General features: G+C 44.6%; 20 protein-coding genes. 9 read left to right on the top strand and 11 right to left on the bottom strand.

The window, feature by feature from the left end:
- Position 1: 1 nt before the first annotated feature.
- Both mfd and AC27HD_RS03695 read right to left on the bottom strand, forming a co-directional pair.
- Complete coding sequence (mfd, locus tag AC27HD_RS03700) at positions 2-3,505, bottom strand: transcription-repair coupling factor (protein WP_487103852.1); 3,504 nt, start codon at positions 3,503-3,505, stop codon at positions 2-4.
- A 70-nt stretch (positions 3,506-3,575) separates the two neighbouring features.
- Complete coding sequence (locus tag AC27HD_RS03695) at positions 3,576-4,175, bottom strand: PilZ domain-containing protein (RefSeq protein WP_487103850.1); 600 nt, start codon at positions 4,173-4,175, stop codon at positions 3,576-3,578.
- Between the two features lie 196 nt (positions 4,176-4,371).
- Here AC27HD_RS03695 and AC27HD_RS03690 point away from each other — a divergent pair, with 196 nt between their 5' ends.
- Both AC27HD_RS03690 and AC27HD_RS03685 read left to right on the top strand, forming a co-directional pair.
- Positions 4,372-5,604, top strand: a complete 1,233-nt coding sequence (locus AC27HD_RS03690; RefSeq protein WP_487103848.1) for a lipoprotein-releasing ABC transporter permease subunit — start codon at positions 4,372-4,374, stop codon at positions 5,602-5,604.
- 157 nt (positions 5,605-5,761) lie between these two features.
- Positions 5,762-6,325 (top strand): phosphoribosyltransferase, encoded by a 564-nt coding sequence (locus tag AC27HD_RS03685; RefSeq protein ID WP_032095106.1) that lies wholly within the window; start codon positions 5,762-5,764, stop codon positions 6,323-6,325.
- Between the two features lie 70 nt (positions 6,326-6,395).
- Here AC27HD_RS03685 and AC27HD_RS03680 read toward each other — a convergent pair whose 3' ends face one another.
- The 5 genes from AC27HD_RS03680 to AC27HD_RS03660 form a co-directional block, all read right to left on the bottom strand.
- Positions 6,396-7,883, bottom strand: coding sequence for a sensor histidine kinase (locus tag AC27HD_RS03680; protein WP_487103845.1), 1,488 nt, complete (start codon positions 7,881-7,883; stop codon positions 6,396-6,398).
- Positions 7,884-7,951: 68 nt separating this feature from the next.
- Positions 7,952-9,130, bottom strand: a complete 1,179-nt coding sequence (locus AC27HD_RS03675) for an FIST signal transduction protein (RefSeq protein ID WP_487103843.1) — start codon at positions 9,128-9,130, stop codon at positions 7,952-7,954.
- A gap of 108 nt (positions 9,131-9,238) precedes the next feature.
- Positions 9,239-9,880: an energy-coupling factor ABC transporter permease gene (locus tag AC27HD_RS03670; protein ID WP_269519955.1), complete on the bottom strand. Its 642-nt coding sequence runs from the start codon at positions 9,878-9,880 to the stop codon at positions 9,239-9,241.
- Positions 9,881-9,969: 89 nt separating this feature from the next.
- Complete coding sequence (xthA, locus tag AC27HD_RS03665; protein WP_487103841.1) at positions 9,970-10,776, bottom strand: exodeoxyribonuclease III; 807 nt, start codon at positions 10,774-10,776, stop codon at positions 9,970-9,972.
- A 197-nt stretch (positions 10,777-10,973) separates the two neighbouring features.
- Positions 10,974-11,648: a heme oxygenase-like domain-containing protein gene (locus AC27HD_RS03660; protein WP_487103839.1), complete on the bottom strand. Its 675-nt coding sequence runs from the start codon at positions 11,646-11,648 to the stop codon at positions 10,974-10,976.
- 159 nt (positions 11,649-11,807) lie between these two features.
- Between AC27HD_RS03660 and AC27HD_RS03655 the strand changes: the two genes are divergently transcribed.
- Both AC27HD_RS03655 and AC27HD_RS03650 read left to right on the top strand, forming a co-directional pair.
- On the top strand, positions 11,808-12,368 hold the full coding sequence (locus tag AC27HD_RS03655) for a DUF2750 domain-containing protein (protein ID WP_487103837.1): 561 nt from the start codon (positions 11,808-11,810) through the stop codon (positions 12,366-12,368).
- Between the two features lie 30 nt (positions 12,369-12,398).
- Positions 12,399-12,836, top strand: coding sequence for a SufE family protein (locus tag AC27HD_RS03650; RefSeq protein ID WP_487103835.1), 438 nt, complete (start codon positions 12,399-12,401; stop codon positions 12,834-12,836).
- A 62-nt stretch (positions 12,837-12,898) separates the two neighbouring features.
- Here the strand turns inward: AC27HD_RS03650 and AC27HD_RS03645 are convergent, their stop codons facing one another.
- Positions 12,899-14,215, bottom strand: a complete 1,317-nt coding sequence (locus AC27HD_RS03645) for a glycosyltransferase family 4 protein (RefSeq protein WP_487103833.1) — start codon at positions 14,213-14,215, stop codon at positions 12,899-12,901.
- Between the two features lie 448 nt (positions 14,216-14,663).
- Between AC27HD_RS03645 and AC27HD_RS03640 the strand changes: the two genes are divergently transcribed.
- Entirely contained in the window at positions 14,664-15,509 is an 846-nt protein-coding gene (locus AC27HD_RS03640; protein ID WP_487103831.1) for an HDOD domain-containing protein, read from the top strand.
- Between the two features lie 91 nt (positions 15,510-15,600).
- Here the strand turns inward: AC27HD_RS03640 and AC27HD_RS03635 are convergent, their stop codons facing one another.
- Positions 15,601-16,416 (bottom strand): acyl-CoA thioesterase, encoded by an 816-nt coding sequence (locus AC27HD_RS03635; protein ID WP_032095113.1) that lies wholly within the window; start codon positions 16,414-16,416, stop codon positions 15,601-15,603.
- 169 nt (positions 16,417-16,585) lie between these two features.
- Between AC27HD_RS03635 and AC27HD_RS03630 the strand changes: the two genes are divergently transcribed.
- Positions 16,586-17,911, top strand: coding sequence for a spinster family MFS transporter (locus AC27HD_RS03630; RefSeq protein ID WP_487103829.1), 1,326 nt, complete (start codon positions 16,586-16,588; stop codon positions 17,909-17,911).
- A 93-nt stretch (positions 17,912-18,004) separates the two neighbouring features.
- A complete protein-coding gene (locus tag AC27HD_RS03625; protein WP_487103827.1) occupies positions 18,005-18,811 on the top strand; it encodes an alpha/beta fold hydrolase in 807 nt (268 codons plus the stop codon).
- Positions 18,812-18,839: 28 nt separating this feature from the next.
- Here AC27HD_RS03625 and glgC read toward each other — a convergent pair whose 3' ends face one another.
- Positions 18,840-20,105 carry a glucose-1-phosphate adenylyltransferase gene (glgC, locus tag AC27HD_RS03620; protein ID WP_032096867.1) on the bottom strand — a complete coding sequence of 422 codons (1,266 nt, stop codon included), beginning with the start codon at positions 20,103-20,105 and terminating at the stop codon, positions 18,840-18,842.
- A gap of 666 nt (positions 20,106-20,771) precedes the next feature.
- Between glgC and AC27HD_RS03615 the strand changes: the two genes are divergently transcribed.
- Positions 20,772-21,305, top strand: coding sequence for an SRPBCC family protein (locus AC27HD_RS03615; RefSeq protein ID WP_487103825.1), 534 nt, complete (start codon positions 20,772-20,774; stop codon positions 21,303-21,305).
- 435 nt (positions 21,306-21,740) lie between these two features.
- A complete protein-coding gene (locus AC27HD_RS03610; RefSeq protein WP_487103823.1) occupies positions 21,741-22,901 on the top strand; it encodes an MFS transporter in 1,161 nt (386 codons plus the stop codon).
- 241 nt (positions 22,902-23,142) lie between these two features.
- On the opposite strand, the gene AC27HD_RS03605 is transcribed toward AC27HD_RS03610, so the two are convergent.
- Positions 23,143-24,042: a hydroxymethylglutaryl-CoA lyase gene (locus tag AC27HD_RS03605; protein ID WP_487103821.1), complete on the bottom strand. Its 900-nt coding sequence runs from the start codon at positions 24,040-24,042 to the stop codon at positions 23,143-23,145.

The raw sequence follows: 24,042 nt of genomic DNA, 5'->3' as shown, positions 1-24,042 counted from the left end.
GTTATCGCGACTCCTTTGCAAAATCGGCAATGATATCGCTAATAAACGCAATGCGCTCTTTAGCTGTTTCGGTTTTCTTCACCAAGCGAAGCTTTTGGCTACCTTCAAACTTAAAGGTGTTTGGCTTGGTTTGAACCTGCTTAATAATGTAGGCAGGGTTAACCGTGGTGGTCTCTTTAAACTCCATGGTACCGCCTGTAGCAGACAAGTCCACTTTAAGTATGCCTATAGCGGCGGCTCTTATCTTTATTTCAGCCACATCCACAAGATTTTTAGCAGGCTCTGGCAAAAGGCCAAAGCGGTCGATACATTCCACTTGGAATTCGTCAATATCATCCTGCGTCATGCAGCTGGCGAGACGCTTATAAAGCGACAATCGAGTATTTACATCGGCAATGTAATCTTCTGGCAGTAGCGCTGGAATTCGCAATTCTACTTCGGTGTGACCAGACAACGCGTCGTCAAGCGACGGCTCTCTGCCATCTTTTAGTGCATTTACTGCTTTATCCAGCATATCCATGTAGAGGCTGAAACCAATGCTCGCTATTTGCCCAGACTGATCGTCGCCAAGCAACTCACCTGCACCGCGAATTTCCAAATCGTGAGTCGCGAGTGCAAAACCCGCACCTAAATCTTCTAACTGCGCAATGGCGTCTAGGCGCTTGCCGGCGTCTTTGGTCATACGCTTAGGATGCGGCGTTAACAAGTATGCGTAAGCCTGGTGGTGAGAACGACCCACTCGGCCCCGTAACTGATGCAGCTGCGCTAAGCCTAAGTGATCGGCTCTATCCATAATAATGGTGTTAGCACTTGGCACATCTATACCGGTTTCGATAATGGTAGTACACACCAGTACATTATAACGCTGGTGATAGAAGTCGCTCATTACGCCTTCCAAGTCCCGTTCGCGCATTTGCCCATGACCTACGGCAATACGGGCTTCAGGCACAATTTCAGCTATTTCCTCGGCGGTGCGCGCAATACTGTCTACCTCATTGTGCAGGAAGTAAACCTGACCACCCCGTAAAATTTCACGCATAATGGCTTCGCGAATAGTGGCTTTATTACGCTGCTGCACAAAGGTTTTTATAGAAAGTCGTCGGGCTGGCGGTGTAGCAATAATAGACAAATCGCGCATGCCAGAAAGTGCCATATTCAGCGTACGGGGAATAGGGGTGGCGGTAAGGGTGAGTATATCCACATCGGCGCGAAGGGATTTTAGCTTTTCTTTTTGACGAACGCCGAACCGGTGTTCCTCATCAATAATGACTAAGCCCAAATCTTTGTATTTTATATCGCTTGATAGCAGTTTGTGGGTTCCCACCACAATATCGACCTTGCCTTCGCCAATGCGCTGGGTGACGTCTTTTTGTGCTTTACCGCTTACAAAGCGGCTCATGACTTCTATTTCAAAGGCCCAGTCGGCAAAACGGTCTTTAAAGTTTTCATAGTGCTGTTGAGCAAGTAGGGTAGTAGGCACCAAAATAGCCACTTGCTTACCGTGGTTGGCCGCCAAGAAGGCTGCTCGCATAGCCACTTCTGTTTTACCAAAGCCCACGTCACCACACACTAAACGGTCCATGGCTAATGGGTTGCCCATATCATACATTACTGCGGCAATGGCCTGTGCTTGATCTGGTGTTTCTTCAAATGGAAAGCTATCAGAGAACTTTTGGTAGTCGTCCCAGTTTATGTTGTAAGCAAAGCCTGGTTTAGCGGCGCGGCGGGCATACACATCGAGTAGCTCGGCAGCTACATCGCGCACTTTTTCAGCGGCTTTTTGCTTGGCTCGCGACCATGCATCTGAGCCCAAGTAGTTAACCGGGGCGCTATCCGCATCGCCGCCAGTGTAGCGAGAAATTAAATGCAATGAGGCAACGGGTACGTACAGCTTCGACTGTTTAGCATACTCAATACATAAATATTCGGTAGTGACGCCACCGGCATCGAGGGTTTGCATGCCAAGGTAACGGCCAACACCGTGGTCGAGGTGCACCACCGGTTGCCCAACAGACAGCTCCGCTAGGTTGCGAATAATGGCGCTTTCGTCGGTTGCAGTGCGCTTATCGCGAAGACGGCGCTGACTTACCTTGTGTCCGAGAAGCTCGGTTTCAGTAATAAAAAGCAGCTCGCCTTCTTTGCTTTTCCAACGAAAGCTATGTTCTACCAAGCCTACGGTAATGCCAATGGTATCGTGATTTGACAAAAATTCGTTAAATGAGTTAACTGGCTTAGGCTTAATGCCTGCTTTTGCCAGTACAGTCATTAACCCTTCACGTCGGCCTTGAGTTTCTGCACAAAACAGTACTTTTGCGCCTTGCTTGGTTGCCTCATTAACGGTGGCAATTAAGCGTTCGGCAGGCACTTTTTTCTGCGAGTTAATGGCAATGTCGTCTAGCTTTTCGCACAGCATATTAGTGCTGCCCGCTTTATCTTCTAGTACTTCACTGCGCATAGAGGCGCGAGGCCACTGCTTTATTTGGCCAAACAATTCATTAATAGGCAGAAATAAATCATCCGGTGCTAGCAGTGGGCGAGCTAGGTTATACCGGTATTGTTCGTAACGCTCTTTTACATCGGCCCAGAAAAACTCACTGGCATCTTGCACATCGCCATGAAGCAGTAGCATGCTTTTAGGGTGAAGATAATCGAATAGCGTGGCTGTTTTTTCAAAAAACAGCGGTAAGTAATATTCTACGCCGCTAGGCATGGTGCCTTTACTCACTTGAGAGAAAATACTCTCTGAGGCGTTGTTGGCATCAAACTTTTCAAGAAACTGCTGTCGAAACAGCGTGATCGCGTCTTTGTCCGTTGGAAATTCACGAGCGGGGAGCAAGCGAATCTTATCAACGGCATCGCCTGAGCGCTGGGTTTCGGTGTCGAAATAGCGAATAGAGTCTATTTCGTCATCGAATAAATCTATTCTAAACGGCTGTTCGCTACCCATTGGGAATAGATCTATGATGCTGCCGCGCACCGAAAATTCGCTGTGACTCATTACCTGACTAACGTGCAAGTAGCCGGCCTGTTCTAAATTGCGTCTGAACTGATCTCTGTCTAGGGTTTCGCCTTTATTTAGCATTAATAGATATTTGGCGAGATAATCTGTAGGCGCCAGACGCTGCATCAGGGTGTTAACGGGAACAATAAAAATACCGTCAACTTGCTGGGTAAATCTAAATAGGGTTTCTAATCGCTGAGAAACAATGTCTTGATGAGGAGAAAATGAGTCGTAGGGCAGGGTTTCCCAATCAGGAAATAACGTAATAGGGACATCTTTGGCCGAGGGCTTGTTTGCCATAAAGAACGCGAGTTCTTTTTCTAACTTCATCGCCGATGGCGTATCGGCAGTAATCAGCACTATTGGGCCGTTGTACTGTTCCTGAGCTTGGCTAATACAAAGCGCAGTACTGCTACCCTGTAATTGCCCCCATTGCTTATGATCCTGAGACGATGCGTCTTTCTTCTGCGCCGGAAGAGGCAGCGATAATAAGGTGGCTGTCATGACGTCCTATAACTGTTTAATACAATTTATACCAATGTAAGATGGCAATGAGTACTGCTTATGGTGCCAATTAGGATCCAGATTTTTTCTCTTTCGCGCGTTTTCTAAGCTGCTGGGTTTGAACATGCAGGCTAGCTCGCACCAGTAATTCTTGATCTTGCTCTCTAATGGCACTGAAAATAAAGGCTATATGGTAGCTATCTTCCACGCTCTCGCAAGTAATAACTTCACCGTAGCAGAATATGGCTGCCGCTTCGGCGTCTAGAAAAAGTTTTAGTTCAGCGGTGGTGCCAATGTCTAACGGCGATGCTGATTCAATAATAACGCCTCCGCCTCCATATTTTACTGAGCGATAGCGCTGTGCCTCTTCGTCTTGCTGATGCAGTACAAAAGACATCATGAGATCTATTTTTCTAGATTGATGGTTAAGAAAGTCGGCCAACGATTCGGCGTGATCGCCTAAATTGCGTAGTGGCCTAATTGCCTGCGCCTCGATGGTTGCCATTTCACTAGCAATACGAAATGCATAGGGCATTGCTTCTTCAATACCTTCTTCATCTGGAACGGCTTCATTGTCCTCTAGCGGCCTAACATTGACGTTAATGCCAGAGGCAATTGAAAAGTATTCGTCGAATTGGGCTTTCTTTTCATCTAGGCTAAGTTTATTCACGACATTCCCCTGCCACTAATTCTTGTGCAGCCAGTAGCTTACACGTAGTATACCCACTTTACTATTTTGGGTGTATCTCGTCATCTCACCTTTTGACTAATTAAAGCCTGGTCCTCGCTAATGGGAGACCACGCTAAAGAGGTGGCCACGCCAATGGGGTGCGAGACGTTAATTTCTTTTTTTAAAGCAAGGCGCCATGTCCTATCCTCTTTCAGCATCAATAGCCTATCGATATGCCAAATCTAGCAAGGCCAACCAAACCAGCTTTGTATCGTTTATCAATCGCTTTTCAGTTGCAGGTATTGCCTTGGGGCTTACGGCGCTCATTATCGTTGTGTCGGTAATGAATGGGCTAGAAGGGCAGCTTAAACAGCGCATTTTAGGCATTGTTCCCCATATTGAAATAACCTCAGAAGCCACAAATAATACAACGAGCGCGCTCGCAACATCGCCCATTAATGATGTGATTGCGGTTATGCCGTACCGAGAAACGGAAGCGGTGGTGCAGTCTAAGCGAGATTTAAGAGGTGTGCAGGTTCACGGAATCCATCCTGACCAAATGAAGCAACACACCATGGTAGCGAATAACATGGAGCAGGGACGTTTTACCGATTTAGAAGCGGGAAGCTTTAGAGTCATCATAGGTCGGGCATTAGCGCAAAAGTTAGATGTGCGCGTAGGCAATCGACTTCGCATCATGGTAGCCGGTGCTAGCGTTTATACTCCATTTGGCAGAATGCCGAGCCAACGCCTGGTAACAGTATCAGGGGTTTTTGATATGGGCTCGCAAATGGACGATAAAGTGATGTACATGAATATCAACGACGTTAATCGCTTGCTTCGCGACACTAAAGGGCAGGGCGAATCGGTACGGCTGTTTTTAAACGACGCATTCGATTATTTAACCACGGTTAATACTCTGCAAAATGAATTGGGTATTGATATTGCCTATATAAAGACATGGCGAGAGCGGCAAGGGCCTTTGTTTGATGCGGTAAAAATGGAAAAGAACATGATGATGTTAATGCTGCTGCTTATTATTGCAGTGGCGGCGTTTAATATTATCTCTGCCCTTGTGATGGTGGTGTCTGAAAAACAGGGCGATATTGCCGTATTGCAAACCCAAGGCATGATGCCTAAAACGGTCATGTGGATTTTTGTCTTAAATGGCCTGTTTAACGGAATTAAAGGCGCGGGAATTGGACTAGTCTTGGGTTGTATTATAACCAGTCAGCTTAATAACGTGTTAGCGCTGGTTAACTCTCCACTTGCTCTGGCGGCCGATGGAAGCGGGCTGCCAATTGACATGGACATCATGCAAATTGTCAGCATAACCGGTATTTCTGTGTTGCTATGCGTATTGGCCAGTATTTACCCTGCCTTCAAGGCCATGAAAACCCAGCCTTCTCAAGTGCTGCAAAATGAATGACTTACTGACCAAGCCTCCAGCAAAGTAAGTGAATAACAAATCGAAAGAAACCGTGTGTGGTTAAGTAAGTCACACAGGAATAAACCGAGTTTTCCGTGCAAAACACCGTGAAGTTCACTATACTCGCGGTCTTTTAAATTTCGCCGAATGAGACGTTATGAACAAGAATTTTATCACTTCGCAATCCCTATTACAGGACTCCTTTCGTTTAGCTGCAAAGGTATATGACGATGGTTTCCGTCCAGATTTTATTATAGGTATTTGGCGTGGTGGTGCACCGATAGGTATCGCCGTGCAGGAGTTCTTTGAATTCAAAGATACGTCAACCGATCACATTGCCGTGCGCACGTCGTCTTATTACGGCATTAATCAGCAGGCAAAAGAAATTCGTGTGCATGGTTTGCACTACTTAGTAGAAAAAGCCAATGCGGGCGACAAGCTTCTTATTGTTGATGATGTGTTTGATTCAGGTCGCAGCGTTGATGCACTGATTAAACAAATCAACAAGCTGATGCGTTTAAACACACCTACAGACATTCGCATTGCTTGTCCTTGGTATAAGCCGCAAAACAACAAAACAGACATAGTGCCTGACTATCATATTAACGAAAGCGACGAATGGCTTGTGTTCCCGCATGAGATTGCCGGTTTATCGGAAGAAGAAATTCGTGCTGGAAAAGGCGAATTGTCTGAAGTGATGGATATTCTTTTCAAGAAGTAAAGCGTCAACATTCTGTTTTCTATTAAATATTAAAGCCGTATTGATCATTACATCGATGCGGCTTTTTTGTTTAAGGCGCTTTATTAGTGTTAGCGCTATCAGCATTGCCAGCGCCAGTTTCACTATCACCGCTTTCAATATCGCCAGTTTCACTATCACGGCTTGCTACAGGAAGTTGAAGCGTGAAGGTAGTGCCTACATTGACTTCGCTACTTACCTCTATTTTTCCGCCCATAGATTCGATGATTGAAAACGAAATATATAGGCCCAGACCAGTGCCTTTGCCTGTGGGTTTTGTTGTATAAAAGGGGTCGAATAGTTTTTCTAAATCGTCTTTTTCAATACCACTACCTGTGTCTTGCACGGTCACTATCACTATTTCATTATCATCTAGATAGTCGCATTGTGTTGAAACGGTAAGCGTGTCGCCGTTGTCCATAGCCTGCGCTGCGTTAACGAACAAGTTCACTAACACCTGATTTATTTTACCGGTTTTCCCCCGAATTAAGGGGATATCTGCAAGCTCGGTATTAATGGTCACTTTGTGTTTAAGTTCGCTATTAACCAGTCTAAGGCCGTTAGTGATGCAGTCGTTTATATTGACGGTATCATCGTCTAATACATCTGAGCTGTGTGAAAATGAGCGCAGGCTAGTGATAATTTCAGTCACGCGATTTAACCCTTCTCCAGACTCCTCACAGATATCGGCAATTTCATCCACAATGGGGCCTATTTTGTTGTTGCTTGTCCACTGCTTCGCTTTTTCAGCCACAGCAGTGCGCTCTTCATCAGTTGCGGCCTCCGCAAGCTCTTGCACAATATCTTGCATACTTGTTAACGACGGTAATACCTCTTTAATAAACATCATGTTGCTATTTACAAACGCGATGGGGTTATTAATTTCGTGAGCCACACCCGCGGCTAGCAGACCAAGAGACGCCATCTTTTCTGATGAGATGAGGCTCTTTTCAACTTGGGCTTTTTCTTCTTTTAATTTAATGGTTTCAAGGGCCATTAGTTTGGCCTGAACGCTCATAGACATTTGTTGAGTAAAGGTGCGGTAGCGGTTTGCCATATCCACAAACTCTTGGGTATAGAATCCCAAGGTTTGATGACAAAACACCATAACCGCCTGCTGGTGGTGCACTCTAAATGGGCACAGTAATGCAGAGGTTACCGGAGTATCAAAAAGGTGAAGGTGCTCGCGCCATGTTGGCTGTAGCTTTACATTAAAAAGCGCCACTGGAGAGCTTTTTATGGCCCGAGAAAGTGTTTCGTCCACGTCCCACATGGTATCTAATAACGCAGGGTGTGTGGTATTGGTGCAGCGCATTTTGCCTTTGCTGTCGTTTTCTAAAACAAAGCAAACGTCGTAACTGTAAAGGCTGCGAAAAATACCAAACATTTTGGTATACAGCTCTTTTTCGTTTCTTGCAGTAAGCAAAGCCCGTGTGCCAGCGAGCAGCGCATCACTTTCTTTTTTGTGGGCTTCTGCCTGTTCTTTCAGCCGATATACGAGGGCTAAGTCTTCAAGAACGTTTTCGTAATCCTTACTCATCTAAACGCTGCCATTAACAATAGTTATTAAAAAACTGACGTTCACAAACCTACCATCACGAAAAACGTTCATTGAGAAAAAACGACGGCTGATATCATTAAATTACCGTGCCTGCTTTTACCGTCTAAAAATCGACCTTGTTCACCGAAGGTGTAAGTACCGCAAATAGGCAGGCTCTCAAATTTTTCTTGAAGGGATGTCAGCATGGGGTGAATTTCATCGCCAACCGTTAATCGACAGCCTGCACAGTAGACCAACAGCACGCCAACGGGCTTGCTATCATCTGGCAGTAGCATGATGGCGTTATTGATAACCCGTTCTGCTCGCGCCGTTAAACTGGCAATGCTTCCTTCCATCAACACCAGTTCTTCCCCTTCAATAACCTCAGAGAACACGTTAAGGCCACCATCATTACATACCTCATCGGGATGACACAAAAGATAATTGAGTGCGCCATTTTCTAGCTGCACTGGCTTGCCTAATGGGACGGTAGAGGTAAGTCCTAGAATTTGACCTCCGGCCAATTCTTTAGCTATCAACCCATTTGTAGCTTCGTTATACGCCTTTGCAGCAGGCACGCCATCAAGCTCTAGTATGTGCCTGTTTTGAGCACTCGACGCTTTAAAAACGGTTTCAGTTGGTTTGTAACCCGAGCTGTAGCTAAGCCCTAGCGGCGAGGAAGGATACATCACTGCCACTGCTAAGCAATTGGCGCCGCTGTGCGATGATGTACTGATATACCAATTGCCCTCTACGGTATTGTCTGCGGCCGAGCCGCCAAAAATAGGTACTTGCTCGCCTACAACGCTGGTAAAACCATTGAGTATGGCTTCTTCCTCACCGGGTGGAAGCGCGCACCATATAAGAGAGGGGCTTTCAAACGGGCGGCCTGCACTCATAAGCGCATTCTCAAGGGCGCTAGCACCTGCACTAAAGGCGTCAGTTTCTGAGCAATCGGCGCTTCCAACACCAAATGCGCCAGCTTCATCAAAAATTGACAGCACACTTAAACCTGCGTCTGCCTGTGCGCGTGACTCATCGCACAATAAGCTTCCCAAGCACGAGGTGGCCAATAGATAAGGGGCGCCAGATTCGTTGAGTGACGCTACCAGGGAATTGGCATCGTGCTCGGCGTTAGTAAACGCAATCACTAATGAGGTTGGTCCATCGTTTTGAAGTGCATCGCACACTTCTTTTGCGGCCGCTACTGTGTCTTTTTCATCTGATGAATAGGTTTTTATGCGCATAAAATTAACTACTTAATGGCTGTTAGACATAGTGTAGATTAAAAATAATTAAAATCTCATTAACAATTAGTTATAGATATTCGGCTGCCAGAGCATGTTTATCTATTCTCAGTTATCGAGGTAAAACTTATCGTGGAAGGTATAAACCCATGTGGGCTGATAAATAACAAGTAAAGTAATTGCCATGCCGTTAAGCAATGCCTCAGGAAAAATAAGCAGTGGAATAAGCACCACGTAGTTTGAGAAAACAATATCCCAGGAGTAGACGCCTTCAATAAAGAAATAACCGCCTAAGGCAAAGGTTTTTAGCGCAATACCCACTGCGGCTGGGAAAAAAGCGCATACAAATATGTAAACAAAGAGCTGCCTTGGAATACGGTGAAACGACAGCATAAAGAAAAAGTACGTAACGGCGATGGGAAGTACGGTGCCGAGCAGGCCATTTACCCCAAAACTCTGCCAGGTTCCGTATCCAATGATGTGAGCGCCAATAAGTGCAATAAAAGATGAAATAACCGCGTAGCGAAAGCCGAGCATGAGCGTGAGTACAGACAGGCCAAGGAAGTGTACGTCTAACCCTTCAAAGATACCTGCCTTTAGCAACCACAGCACAAAAAGTGCAGCAGCAGTACCAAACACCAGATGTTGCTGATGTTTGGTCTTTGCGAAATGTACGAGGTCTATGTTTTTAAGCGAGCCTAAAACGAAAAGCCCATAAACAACCATCGCCAACGTTTGCAATGTACTCACTGTTTCTCCTGCGTGTAGTGTTAGCTAAGCGCTACGCGTTTGTGCACTTAAGAGCGTTTAACGTTTACCAATGAGTATGAGTCACTAATTTACTCATACGTTGCCCAAATAGGGGCGTGATCAGAGGGCTTTTCAATTCCCCGTAATTCGTAATCTATACCTGCGTCTTTAAGCGCGCTGTGTAACGATGGCGTAGCGAGGATCAAATCTATTCGCAGGCCTCGGTTATCGTTAAAACCTTTAGAGCGGTAGTCGAACCACGAATACTCATCGTCTCTTTGTGGGTTTAGGCTTCGGTAACTGTCCTCAAAACCCCAAGACATAAGTGTATTTAGCCACTCACGCTCTTCTGGTAGGAAGCTACATTTTCCCGTTCTTAACCAGCGCTTTTTGTTTTCTTCGCCAATACCAATGTCTAAATCGGTGTGCGACACGTTAACGTCTCCCATAACAATCACTTTCTCGTCAGGCGTATGGTTGTCGTTAAGGTATGTCATTAAATCTTGATAATATTTTTTCTTAGCGGGGTATTTGGTTTCGTGCTTTTGATTCTCACCCTGCGGAAAGTACCCGTTTAAAATGGTAACGGGGTCGCCTGCATCGTCGGTAGTTTTGAGAATTATCATGCGGCGTTGGGCATCCTCATCGTCTGTAGGGAAGCCCTTAATGACAGCAGTTGGCGATTTTTTCGCTAAAAACGCCACACCATAATGGCTTTTTTGGCCATGAAAAAAGACCTCATAACCCATGTCCTTAACAGCTTTTACAGGAAACTGTTCATCGTGAACCTTTATTTCCTGCAAACCAATAACGTCGGGTTGGTGAGCATCTATTAATGCTTGTAGCTGATGAAGACGGGCACGGATCCCATTTATATTAAACGATACAACTTTCATATTTTCTTTTCTAACAATTCAATGATGGGCCTAGAATACCAGAAACTTGCGACACGCTTAACGGGCTTGATGTATATCGGCGCTATTGTTCGGCGCTTGCCGCTATTCATAAATTCTTTAAGAATAATATACCAACAAGCAAAGAGGGTTGATTAAGATAATTTATACGTTGTGAAATAAAAGGAGGGATTCAGGGCTTACTTACCTGTCTGGGCCTTGCCTAGGGAGATTAAAAATGAAAACCACGAGTTTGCATCTTCCACAATATCTCGAATACCCTTGTCATCATCAAGCTTTAATTCAGCCAATATATGTTCAGCGGTTTGCTTAAACGGGACCCACGCTTTAGCGCATCCTGCCATTGCTGAATAATACGCTGTTGGAATATCGTTATTGAGCTTTTCAAGACGCCTGCTAATCATGTTGGCTCCCATTGAAGAGCCTAGCCACACATATATGGCTGCGATAGCCGCTGAGTTTTGCCCGCGAAAGCTGAGTTGGTTCTCAAGCGCGTTGACTGTATGACTATCTAGATTTTGGCTAGTTTGTGCCTGAGTCTCAACGTTTGTCTGAGTATCAAAGCTTTCGGTAAAATTAGATTGCAATGCGTTGGTATCACAATGTAGTGCAGCAGAAACTTCATCAGTGTTTAACATCTCTGCAAGCCTATTAAGACTCGGTGTTTCGTTTAGCGCTTTTGAAACATGAGACGATGTCGTGCTATGAAATACTGACATTACGCTAAGAACATCGCTATACGTTGAAATATTAAACTCGGATAGGTTGTGAAATAGCGAAAAAGGGGGCGTTTCTTCTAATGTGGTGTGTTTATTGAGGGTATCTTGTTTTAACGCCGTAAATAGTGTGTGCATGGAGGTAATCTTTTGTCCTGTCTCATCATTTGTATGTGTTCTGGGCAATTTATTTAGACTCGGATAACACTTAAAAGCACGTTAAAGATACCTGACTAGAGACAAACAAAACGATTTGGTAAAACGCCGTAAATGCTGTCATAAATAGACCACGTGTAAATGGTATCACAGACGTTTGAAAAGCGGCATCTCAACATTGGTCTAATTGCCGTTGCACACACAACTGGCACAGGTATACTTGCCGAAAATTTTAAGACGAGAACCGCCGTGTTTCCAAATACTATTAGTGAAAAATTAAGTGATACAGTAATAGACCAAGCAATGAAGTTGTCTGCAGAAGAAAGACAGATGTTGGTTATCAGTTATGTGAGTAAAGCCAAAGAGGTGTGGTTAGTACAAGGCTCTGAAGGTTTCGTGATGCTTGAAGATGATGGTGCAGTGCGTCTTCCTATTTTCCCCCATCGCGACTTGGCGAATGCCTTTGTTACGTCAAATGGCCTTGACGGTATGTGTGTTAGCACGCCGTTAAACGAATTTGTATCTACATGGCTGCCTGGTCTGGAAACAAATGGCGTTGAACTGGTTATGTTTCCAACGCAAAGCGACGTAGAAAACTTGGTGATGACGGCGTCAGAGCTGAGTGAAGAGCTAGGCTCAGAGCTAAATGATCAGCCAAGTGAGGATAAAACTTCAGAGCTCGGTGATGACGAAAGTAAGTAGTTAACTAAACAGTGAAGCGGGTTTAAAGAAATGACACTGGCGAATATGCAATTACTTCCTCTTGCACAGCAGCTATCACAGGCTAAAAGTTGGGATGAGTTTACTCGAACCATAATGCTTGCAGGTAAAAAATTACCGGCAATGCCTGAGCATTTGCAGCGCGATGCTAACTCAGTAGAGGGCTGTGAGAGCCCGGTGTGGTTGGCGTTACTCGACGCTGAGAGCAGCAAGAGCAGCGAGAGTGCTGAAGGCGGTGGGCCCAGCGCCAAATTTGTCGCCTATTCACCCAGTAAAGTCATTCGAGGCGTGCTCGCGGTTCTGCTTGAAAAAGCCAATAGTTTAGAACACCAAGAGCGCGCTAATTTTGATTTTGGGGCTTACTTAAATGAGTGCCAGCTGCAGCGTTACATGAGCGAGTCTCGAGGAAACGGAATAAAATCAGTGGTGAACCAATTAAAAGAGCTTTAAATCCCTTAACCCTCTTTTATTCTTTTTAATCTCTTTAATCTAGGCCTTTACGCTATAGCCCGCTATTTATTCTTTTCTTCTATCCACTGCGACATATACTTTGTCGCATTCAAACTCTGGTGCCACAGCAAGCTTTGTAAAAAGAGCGATCCTCGATGGGTTTTTAGCCCGTTGAATAGCAACTGCAGCTGTTCAGGTAGCGTCATGTCGTCAGCCTGTGCTCTGTAAGCCTTAAGCATCTCTTCGCACTGCAAGCTCGCTTTCTGCCACTTTGCTTCGTTTTGATAAAGTGACACTGCATGCTCAACAAAGTTATCGACAGCAGTCTTATCCATAATGGGTGAGCAAATAGCGCCCGGCCACTGGGTAGATATTGGCGTTACTTCTTTTTCATTGTTGGTGTGTGTATCTAGCAAATCGCCTTTTGAGCTTTTATCTTCCAAGCTTATACCTTCAGAGCTAATACCTTCAGAGCCTAGCCAAGTAGTCACGCTTGGGGTGTGTGTACGCATGGCATCAAGCAGTTTTCCTTTGATACCTGCGCCAAATCGAATGGGAGCGATGAGGACGCGAGCTTTTGAAATCACTTCCTCTGCATTATCTGCCCAGCCTTTTACAATAAACCCTTGTGCAACGTTGTGTAGTTGAGAGGCTTTCTTCGGCAGATAGGCGCCGTAAATGTGTAGTTGGGCATCAGGAATTTGTTTGCGAATAGCTGGCCAAATATGCTGCTTTAACTGCAGCACAGCGTCCCAATTTGGCGCATGACGAAAGTTACCAATGTGCACAAAGTGTTGACGCTGTGAGTAGTCTAATGTGCTTGTGGATGCGTCCTCAACAAAAAGGGGATGTAATCGAAGTTGAGCACGCGGCACGTTGTAGTGGTTTTCCAGCAATTGCTTTTCATATTGTGAAATAACCAACGTTAAGTCGCTACGCAAAATAGAGGCAATTTCTCGTAGCGCTAGCTCAGTGTTGAGCTGTGCATTAGATGCGTCACCTGAGCTTTTTACCGCATCGTGACGCGCCTGTCGAAGGCTATGTAAGTCTTCCGTATTCAACACTCTCAATGCATGTGGGCATGCGTCTTTTACCCGCCAGGAAAATTGTTCTTCTGTCATGTAGCGGTCAAAGATAACCACGTCTGGGCTTATTTCACGAATACGTTCATCGAAACTACTGCAGTTAAGGGCAATCGCCTCGCTTGTAACATCAAGTTTTGCCAGATCAGCTTTGTGAATACTGTCGGCAGCAGCGGTAAGAAAGGTTACTTTATTGCCAGCGTCGCAATGTTGTCTTATCAACGAAAGCATGTTCTGCCCCGCAGCAGACGAATTAGGCTCAGGCCATACGTAACCAATCACCACTATGTTAAGCATATTAAAATTTCTTATTACAACGAATGTGCGCGGACTATACCAAAACAATCAGGTGATGTTGAGAATTACAGGGCTGAACGAGGCGTATAAGCTCGTCACTGCTGCATCAAAGTGGGTTGAACAAAAAGAGTAGGGGAAAAACGCTTCTTTTTATAAAAAAGTATTAATCAAAGAGGATTGGAAAGTATTTAAGCTCGTACAGCGCTATAATGAACACAGTACGCTTTGCTAAGTCTGTGAAAGGTATTAACTTATTTAGCAGAGCGCTTTATCTTTTAGTCTATTTTTGTAATTTTAAGCTTCTGATATAAAAAGAAATCATACTTTTTGATGATGCGGCGTCTGTTGACCAGCAAGATAAATACGCCTATACCTACAGTATTGACGGAGAATCGGACCTCTCTAACAACACAAACACCACATTGGTTGCATTGGAGTGAGTGCACACATGAACATAGATGAATTAGTTTCGACCGCCGAAGACTTATTCGTATTGCCAGATTCAGTATTACGCTTGAAAAGCTGTATGGATGATGAAGCGTCAAGCATAGATGACATCAGTGAGATTATCGCTTTCGATCCGTCCTTAGCCACGCAGCTGTTGCGTGTAGCAAACTCTGCGCTGTATCAATTCCCTAACAAGATAGATACGGTATCCAGAGCGGTCCAAGTGGTTGGTACACGCTCAACGTACGACCTCGCATTAGCCTATGGCGTGAGTCAAGCATTCGGCAAAGTCGATGCCCAAATTATTGATTTAGATAAATTTTGGGAGCACAGCGTATCCTGCGGATTGCTAGCGAAATATTTTGCTGAAATTAAAGGGATCAGAGAGCCTGAGCGATTTTTTGTTGCAGGATTACTGCACAATATCGGCGAGCTTGTTGTAGTGTCTACATTGCCAGATGCCGCCAAGCGCTGTTTAAACTTTAGCCAGCAGGTTACACCTGCTGAACTTCAGTACGGCGTGTTAGGCTATACGTACAGCCAAGTGTCTGCTGGCCTTATAAAGAAATGGGGTATACCAGATAGTATTTCAGAGCCAATAGCGAACATTCATAATGTACAAGATGAGCCGCAATCAGACTCAAACCGCATACTTCAACTTTCTTACGTTCTGTCACTGGATAATGTCAATCCTGAAATTTACCCTAGCTATCATAATTTAAAACCAGAGCTGCACGAGCAACTGACATTGAAAAGAGACGACTTGGAGGATGCCTTAGATATCACCAATCTTCAGTGTATTTCAGTAATATCGTTGTTTAACCCCAACGCATTTATGCTTTATTGAGGTTGTGAGAAACAACAGCGGCCAGCATGGCGCTGGCCCTTAAATCTCAGGCGCCAAACCTCAGGTGTTAAAAAAGCTTGGTGCCAAAAGACTAGTCGAACACCGCCACAGTCTGTCTGCTTATTGCAATAACCTCGTTATCTTTGTCCCAAATGGTTGCCTCTGTGTGGCCATACCCATCTGCAGCTTGACGTGTATGTGCCTTATAGGCAAACCAATCACTGGGTGATACTGGTTTATGCGGATGAATAAACTCTAAGTTCCAGCTTACGGTACTTGCTGGGGCAGGGAGCTTCATCATTTGCAGTAGCGTAGGTGGCCAAGCATCGATCATTGTGATGATATGAGCGTCAGTTATTTGCGCTGGTGGCTGCTTAAAGCGCATAAACCCGTGATAAATGCTGGTTTTCTTGCGAGTAAACGGAATACCGCCATCTTCTATCGCTAGATCGAAATAGCGTAAAAACTTCGGCGTTATTTTAGGAATTTGAGGAATAAACTTCGCTTTGTTAGGCGTAGACATCTGATGCGTTTCGGTATTTTCAACCCGTATGCCTGATTCTCGGCCAATGCCAAAACACGCTTGAGAAAACACACAGCTTTTACCATCTTGCATTGCGTGCGCTGTGTATTGAGACACGTTTTTTCCCATTCTCAACAAGGTAACTTCTATTGAAAAGGGCGTGTCGAGCATGAGAGGTCCAACAAAGTTGGTGGTGAATGAGCGTAATACCCTGTCATCAGTAATCTGTTGCTTTACCGCGGTGTACAACATGCCTGCCGAAATACCGCCGAATGCGGTTCTACCTTGTCCCCATGTTTTCGGAATAACAAGGTTTTCTACCTTCCAGGTATTTTCAGAAGTTTGGGTTAGGGAAGGGATATCTAACAGTTCATCTACTGTCATAACTGCCTATCTGGTCTGATGAGTCTTAGGCTAAATATCCTACCCTAAGCCGTATGGAACAAAAAGCCTCAGTTACAAATTTTCGTTATGTTTACAAATAAGTAACAATTAGTTGCCAAATAATTTACCTCATGCCTAGACTGTCCTATCTTCATTTAAAAGGACTGTTATGGCCCATACAAGCGTTGAAGGTTTACCCGCACAAGAAGCGGGTGTATCTCGAAGTTACCGCAACTACGTACTCTTTATTCTCACACTTGTCTATGCATTCAATTTTATTGACCGTCAGATAATAGGTATTCTCTCTCCCTTCATAAAAGCCGACTTGGGTCTTGATGATGCGCAATTAGGGTGGCTCAAAGGTATATACTTTGCTTTGCTGTACACCGTGATGGGAATTCCTATCGCTTGGCTTGCCGACCGATATAGCAGGGTCAACATCATTGCCATTTCACTTACCCTATGGAGCGGTTTTACGGCAGCTTCAGGGCTTGCAGGCAATTATGTTCAGTTGGCAATAGCTCGCATTGGGGTAGGTATTGGAGAAGCCGGCGGAAGCCCGCCTTCGCACAGTATTATCTCTGACTTGTTCCCAAAAGAAAAACGAGCAGGTGCATTGTCTATTTACTCACTGGGGATCCCGTTTGGCATAATGCTCGCGTTTTTTGCCTCGGCGTTTTTCTTACAAGGCGGCTCGGCCGATTGGCGAACGGTTATGTACAGCGTAGGCATACCTGGCGTTTTGCTTGCCTTGCTGCTTAAATTTACGGTTAAAGAGCCCACTCGCTCTGTTACCGCTCCTTCGCAAACAGAAAGTGCTAATAAGCCAAGCGTTAAGAAGTCGTTGAAGCAGTTGCTCAAAATTCCTACGTGGTGGGGAATGGCCTTGGGTATTTCCTTTGGCTCTTTCGGTAACTACGCAATTTCGACCTGGATCATTGATTACTATGTGCGTGCCTTTGCTGGATTAGACATTACCCAACTGCTGGTAGTCTTCGGCATCATTAACGGTACTGCTTATGCACTAGGCGTATGGTTAGGCGGCTACATCGCTGATAGATGGGGCAAACACAATAAAAAAGCCTATGCTCTGTTGCCAGCTATTATGCTTATTGTGGGTTTACCCGCGTTTTACATCTCTTTACAAGTACAAGATTTATGGTTATCGGTAGGATTGATGGCGCTTCTTTTGTTCACCAGTGGTTCCTATTTAGGCCCAAGCTTCGCAATGGCGCAGACGCTAGCACCTATCAACGTGCGAGCAATGTCTACCGCCTTGTTCTTCTTCGTGCTTAACATTATTGCTCTTGGTGGCGGACCAACGCTAACCGGTATCATCAGTCAATCCCTCGTGCCAACACTAGGTGAGACGGAAGCATTAAGACAAGCACTGCTTTATCTCGTTGTACCGTACGCATTGTCAATTGCGGTATTCTTGTGGACAAGCACAAAGATTGTAAAAGACTGGGAAATGGCAGAATCGAGAGGGTTATAGTACTATCTCGCCAACGATCACAATACTGTATGATTAAGGGGCTATAGGCCCCTTTTATTTTGAAGTCTTTTTATCAGGTTCAGGAGTGACACGGTGTCATCAGCAGAGTTAAGTTTTCACTTCGCCCATGCCAATGGCTTTCCAGCGGGAAGCTACAATACCCTATTTTCAGAATTGCCAAACAACTTTAATCGTTTACATGTTGAGCGCTTCGGTCACGATCCAAAGCTTCCCGTAAATGGTAACTGGCGCAATCAGGTACAAGAACTTATTCGCCACATAAGGGCTGAGAATAAGGACGAGCGTGGTGTATTTGCAGTTGGGCATTCTTTCGGCGCGGTAATATCGTACATGGCTGCGTGTGAGGCGCCGGAATTATTTAGAGGCCTAATATTATTAGACCCTCCTCTTGTTGTAGGGCCAATGAGCCACTTTTTTAGGTTGGCCAAGTACACGCCATTAATCAACAAATTAACCCCGGCTAAGTTAGCTCAAACAAGAAACACACAGTGGCCCGCTAATACCGATATGGTGGCTTACTTTCATGGAAAAGCCTTATTTAGAGATATGGATAAACGCTGTGTAAGAGATTACGTTAATGCTGTAACAGCAAATAAGTCGGGCGGTATCTCATTAACATTCAAAGCAGATGTGGAAGCGGCGTTATTTAGAAACGTGCCCCATAACCTTGGAAAGTACAGGGGTAAGCTTAAGTGTCCAGCAGTGTTAGTAACTGGTTCAAAAAGTAAGGTATGCAGACCAGAAATGTATTCTCGATTACTTCAGCATAACGCAATAACGCACACCGAGCTTGAAGGGGGGCACATGTTTCCGCTAGAGCATCCAGAGGCGGTAGCTAAATTTATTGCTACCACCTTACAACAATGGAATGCTTCGTAAACGAGGGTATAGTTAAATTGCTAGGCGCTTAGTACGCGCCTACGTGTTGACCTAACATTTCACGAGTAACAAGGACTACGCCTTTTTCTGATACTCGGAATCCTCTGGCACGGTCCTCGTCATGGTCATAGCCAATGACAGTGCCTTCAGGGATAACACAGCCTCTGTCTATGATTACCTTTCTCAATTTGCACCCGCGCATAATTTCAACGCCAGGCAGTATGACTGCATCTTCAATCAGTCCGTATGAGTGCACGCGAACATTTGAAAAGCAGATTGAGTTTCGCAGGGTGGAACCAGAGATAATACAGCCGCCAGACACCACTGAGTTGATGGCTTCGCCTCGTCTATCTTCGTCTTCCCACACAAACTTCGCAGGTGGCAATTGTTCTTGATAAGTCCAGATAGGCCATTTTTTGTCATAAAGGTTTAGCTGCGGAACCGGTGATACCATTTCCATGTTAGCGTCCCAGAATGAGTCAAGTGTACCCACATCTCGCCAATACGCTTTCTCACCGTTATCGGCTTCAAAGGGAAACGCATGAACCAAGTGCTCTTCAATAATGGAAGGAATGATATCTTTACCAAAGTCTCGCTGAGAGCCTCTGTTCTTAGAATCTACACGCAGCTGTTCGAATAAAAACTCAGTATCAAAAACATAATTGCCCATTGATGCCAGGCAGCGAGTATCGTCGTGAGGAAGCGGAGTAGGGTGTTCCGGTTTTTCTTCAAATCCGTTTATACGGTATGACTCGTCTACCGACATAACACCGAACGAGCCAGCAGCCTCCTCAATAGGCACAGACATGCACGACACGGTCATTTTTGCGCCAGACTCAACGTGTTTAGCCAGCATATCGCCGTAGTCCATGCGATAAATATGGTCACCAGATAAAATCATGACATACTTAGGAAGTTCATCCCTTATGATGTCGATATTTTGAAACACCGCGTCTGCGGTACCTTCATACCAATTATCTGAAAAGCGCTGAGAAGCTGGAAGAATTTCTACAGATTCACCTAACTCTCTTTTGAAATGACCCCAACCGCGAACAAGATGGCGAATAAGAGAGTGTGATTTGTATTGCGTTACTACGCCAACGCGCTTTATTCCTGAGTTAATACAATTTGATAAAGGAAAATCAATAATTCTGAATTTACCACCAAAATACAGTGCAGGTTTTGCTCTCCATTCTGTGAGCTCGTGTAACCTAGAGCCTTTACCACCAGCTAGAATCAACGCATAAGTATCACGAGTAAGGTTGCTTATGTAACGAGAACTCCGATCAGTCATTTCTTAACAACTCCTGTTTATAAATGGTGCCGACTTAACACGATGATAAATCTCTTGGACTACGTAATATCGCTATTAACACGGCTGAATGCGCTCTTTGATTATTAAATCCCTTGTTCTCACGTCTTGATAGATACGTGGACTTTCTTAGTCTCATATTACAGAACACCTGTAAAAATAATAGGTTGATTTCATAACTTTACATCACTTTTTTATTAACATTTAGGACAATGATAGCGCTTTCTTTTGTTTCGTTGAGCATATAAGAAAAATGTGTTCGCCAAAAAGAGCATATTTATAAAATAATACGTTAAGTACCCGCTGCCTGTGCCGCGCCTCTACAGCAAGAACAATGCAATTTTATTTTGACCAAGAGACTCTAGAATCCCGCTAAGGGTTCACATTTATTCTCTCTGCTCAACGCATTTCATAGAGAGCTGCACGTAGGTGGCGGTTGAATTAACAGGTGCTGTTTTTAAAAAAAATCATTTTATAGACCATACTAAGCAAACGCGCCCTATGCAGGTTCCTCAGTGCGAATAGATGATTGGTTTACCAACAGAGACGAATTACTTTTTCGTTAAAAAGGGTTTTTATACAAATGCACAATGACATTTGTTAATTAAATGTTATATTTTGGTGCCGGTGATTAAAGAGGAGTAAAACATGGGTGTGTTAAAAAAGTTATTGTTTACTGTGAGCGGGCTAATTGTCCTTGTGATTGTCAGCAGTTTCTTTATGCCTCAACAATATACCGTGGAACGCAGTATCATCATTGATGCCGAAACGTCAGACGTATACCCATACGTAGTAAATTTAAAGCAATGGGAAAAATGGGGAGTGTGGTTTAAACGAGACCCCAATATGGAACTTTCCTATACAGGACCGGATCGTGCTATCGGCATGCGACTTGAGTGGAAAAGCGATACCGAAGGCGATGGTGAAATGGAGATTGTTCAACTAGAGCACAACAGCAAGGTGGGTTACACGCTTTATTTTCCAGAAATGGATATGGGGTCGAGCGGTGTTGTAGAAATTGAAGCCACAGACAATGGTAGCCGCGTGACTTGGCGCGATGAGGGCACGGTGGATAACAACCCGATTAATAAGCTGTTTGTTTTATTTATAGACGACATGATAGGCCCAGATTTCGCAATGGGTTTAGAGAATTTAAAAACCGTGGTGGAAAATAACGCCTAAATCTAGGGCGTATTGATCTTTTCTGTACATTTTTGCAGCGGTCTGTGAGCTATTTAGACAAGGCGAATGGTTGAAGGTCTAGCGGGCTAAATCGAAACCATTTAACGCAGGATAAATAGCTCACAGGCGCTGCCCGAAGGGGGCGTTATGGAAGCATTTTACTCTTTGTCGCCGCTTTTTTATTTGGGCCCTTTGACTTAGCCCACTAGGCCTACAGGACTGTTTCGCGATTAAAATGCTTTCATTTAGCCCAAAACTCGTACAACAAAGATCAACACGCCCTAATGCATTTCTCCACAAAGCGCTTACCGATAGGCTAGTAACGTAAGCGTTTATCTTGTTCGTTTAACATGATCTTTTACATAGTCTCTTAACATGATCCTTAAACATAAGACCTCGTAAAACTTTACATATAATAAAAAACGAATCTACATCATGGCCAACAAGAAGCACCTTTTAGTCACTGGGTTATCGTTTAATAAATTAGCTGACTTACTTATTTCTGCGAAAACCACGCTTCCTGCTTTACTCATTATTCTGGGCGCTCCGGCTTGGATGGTAGGGTGGCTGGTGCCAATACGCGAATCTGGTGCACTCTTGCCTCAAGTGCTCATTAGCATGTATCTACGTAACAATGCCGCCCGGTATAAAGTGTGGCGTGTGGGTATTTGTATTCAAATCTCGTCAGTGGTGGGCATATTGTGCTCAGCAGTCTTACTTGATGGCTTTAATGCGGGACTGTGCATACTAGGTTTTCTCATACTGCTGAGCTTAGGTCGTTCTGCATGTTCGTTAACCGTTAAAGACATTGAAGCAGATGTGGTACCCAAGGGCGAGCGGGGTAATCTTGTTGGATTGGCGTCTACTATTTCAGGTGTAATGACGCTGCTGGTTGCGGTTCCTCTACTCATTTTTGATGACACGTTTAAAGATAACGCTTTGCTGGGCGTACTAGTATGCGCGGCGGTATCGTTCACTATTACGCTTTTATGCATGTTCAATTTGAAAACAAAGGTAGAAGACAACGGCGATGATAAAGGCAAAATGTTTTCTATCCGTTTCGATAAAACGGTTTATCAGTTTGTCTTTGTGCGCGGTCTCTTTGTTCACTCTGCGCTGGTTGCCCCATACTTCATGCTGGAAAATGGTGAAAATGCGCAGAAATTATTACCTATTTATATTGCCGCACAAGCATTAGCATCTATGTGCTCGTCGTTACTTTGGGGAAAAGTTGCAGACTATAGCGCTAAGCTTACGCTGCAAATAGCAGGCGTGCTTACTATTGCCGCTTGCGTAGGGTTACTGATTATAAACTCTGACACGCTTATCATTTCTGCCATTTTGTTCTTCGTTTTGTCTATTGCTCACTCTGGGGTGAGAACGGGACGAAAGACATACAGCCTTGATGTTAAAGAAGGGCAAGAGCGCACCGAACTAGTGGGGTTTTCAAACACGGCTATTGGCATTATCCTACTCACTTTCGGGGCGGTGTATGCCGCCATCGGCCCATTTTTGTCGTTCTCGGTGGTGTATATTATGACCGCCATGATGGTTGTGGCTACAATTTCCACAGTGATACTGCCGAACGAAAAATAAAAGTACGTAAAAAATTATTTTATTAAGCCAGACTAGAGCCTGTCTCGATAACGACAGGCTTGTTTTGATAACGACAAAAAAAGGGTGCTGATAAATCAGCACCCTACTATGTTTAAGTCAGCAGCCCCAGTATTTTAAAACTACTTTAAAACTACTTTAAAACTAGGTTAAAACAGCCTTTGCTAAATTAGCCTAAGCTCAACAAGGCCTAGGCTAAAAACACCTAGGCTAAAAACACAAACTAGCCAGCCAAAAGCGCGTTGGCTACCTTAGAAGCTGGAGACTTGTTGATCACCTTCGAGATAAAGTCTGTCGCTAAAAGCAGCTTTTGCATGTCGATGTTTGTCTCGATGCCCATGCCGTTTAGCATATAAAGCACATCTTCAGTCGCCACATTACCGCTTGCACCTTTAGCGTAAGGGCAACCGCCTAAGCCGGCTACAGCAGAGTCAACAGACGCCACTCCGTATTGCAACGCCGCGTAAATATTCACAAGCGCCTGTCCATAGGTATCGTGAAAGTGAACGGCAACATCGTCGACGGACAAAACAGTTAACACACTATCTAGTAAGCGCTGAGTCGCCGCAGGTGTACCAGTGCCTATGGTGTCGCCTAATGAAATTTCATAGCAGCCCATGTCAAGCAGCTGCTTAGATACTTTTGAAACCGCACTAGGTGCTATTTCGCCTTCATAAGGGCAACCCATAACACATGACACATACCCACGTACTCTCATGTTATGGGCATGGGCTTTCTCAATAACGGGTTCAAATTTTTGCAAACTCTCGTCAATTGAGCAGTTTATATTTTTCTTAGAAAACGACTCAGAGGCGGCGCCAAATACCGCTACCTCTGTTACTCCAGCCTCTATGGCAGCATCTAACCCCTTAACGTTTGGGGTTAGGGCTGAATAGACAATAGCGTTGGCTTTGTTGATGCCCGTTAACACACTGCCAGAATCAGCCATTTGTGGCACCCACTTGGGCGAAACAAAACTGCCAGCCTCAATGCGCTTCAGGCCTGTTTCAGACAGTAAGTTGATAAACGCAATTTTGTCATCAACAGTAACGATGGACTTTTCATTTTGAAGACCATCTCTTGCCCCAACTTCAACAATACTGACGTGCTGTGGTATACCCAT

Source organism: Alteromonas sp. 4NS20-0143 (assembly GCF_057542855.1).
The sequence above is the reverse complement of the archived record's forward strand: the minus strand, read 5'-3'. Positions and strand labels throughout refer to the sequence as shown.

What these genes read in the sequence shown, in the direction of transcription:
- mfd (WP_487103852.1), bottom strand. Translation starts at nt 3,505, where the DNA reads ATGACAGCCACCTTATTATCGCTGCCTCTTCCGGCGCAGAAGAAAGAC.
- AC27HD_RS03690 (WP_487103848.1), top strand. Translation starts at nt 4,372, where the DNA reads ATGTCCTATCCTCTTTCAGCATCAATAGCCTATCGATATGCCAAATCT.
- AC27HD_RS03685 (WP_032095106.1), top strand. Translation starts at nt 5,762, where the DNA reads ATGAACAAGAATTTTATCACTTCGCAATCCCTATTACAGGACTCCTTT.
- AC27HD_RS03680 (WP_487103845.1), bottom strand. Translation starts at nt 7,883, where the DNA reads ATGAGTAAGGATTACGAAAACGTTCTTGAAGACTTAGCCCTCGTATAT.
- AC27HD_RS03675 (WP_487103843.1), bottom strand. Translation starts at nt 9,130, where the DNA reads ATGCGCATAAAAACCTATTCATCAGATGAAAAAGACACAGTAGCGGCC.
- xthA (WP_487103841.1), bottom strand. Translation starts at nt 10,776, where the DNA reads ATGAAAGTTGTATCGTTTAATATAAATGGGATCCGTGCCCGTCTTCAT.
- AC27HD_RS03660 (WP_487103839.1), bottom strand. Translation starts at nt 11,648, where the DNA reads ATGCACACACTATTTACGGCGTTAAAACAAGATACCCTCAATAAACAC.
- AC27HD_RS03655 (WP_487103837.1), top strand. Translation starts at nt 11,808, where the DNA reads ATGGTATCACAGACGTTTGAAAAGCGGCATCTCAACATTGGTCTAATT.
- AC27HD_RS03650 (WP_487103835.1), top strand. Translation starts at nt 12,399, where the DNA reads ATGACACTGGCGAATATGCAATTACTTCCTCTTGCACAGCAGCTATCA.
- AC27HD_RS03645 (WP_487103833.1), bottom strand. Translation starts at nt 14,215, where the DNA reads ATGCTTAACATAGTGGTGATTGGTTACGTATGGCCTGAGCCTAATTCG.
- AC27HD_RS03640 (WP_487103831.1), top strand. Translation starts at nt 14,664, where the DNA reads ATGAACATAGATGAATTAGTTTCGACCGCCGAAGACTTATTCGTATTG.
- AC27HD_RS03635 (WP_032095113.1), bottom strand. Translation starts at nt 16,416, where the DNA reads ATGACAGTAGATGAACTGTTAGATATCCCTTCCCTAACCCAAACTTCT.
- AC27HD_RS03630 (WP_487103829.1), top strand. Translation starts at nt 16,586, where the DNA reads ATGGCCCATACAAGCGTTGAAGGTTTACCCGCACAAGAAGCGGGTGTA.
- glgC (WP_032096867.1), bottom strand. Translation starts at nt 20,105, where the DNA reads ATGACTGATCGGAGTTCTCGTTACATAAGCAACCTTACTCGTGATACT.
- AC27HD_RS03615 (WP_487103825.1), top strand. Translation starts at nt 20,772, where the DNA reads ATGGGTGTGTTAAAAAAGTTATTGTTTACTGTGAGCGGGCTAATTGTC.
- AC27HD_RS03610 (WP_487103823.1), top strand. Translation starts at nt 21,741, where the DNA reads ATGGCCAACAAGAAGCACCTTTTAGTCACTGGGTTATCGTTTAATAAA.
- AC27HD_RS03605 (WP_487103821.1), bottom strand. Translation starts at nt 24,042, where the DNA reads ATGGGTATACCACAGCACGTCAGTATTGTTGAAGTTGGGGCAAGAGAT.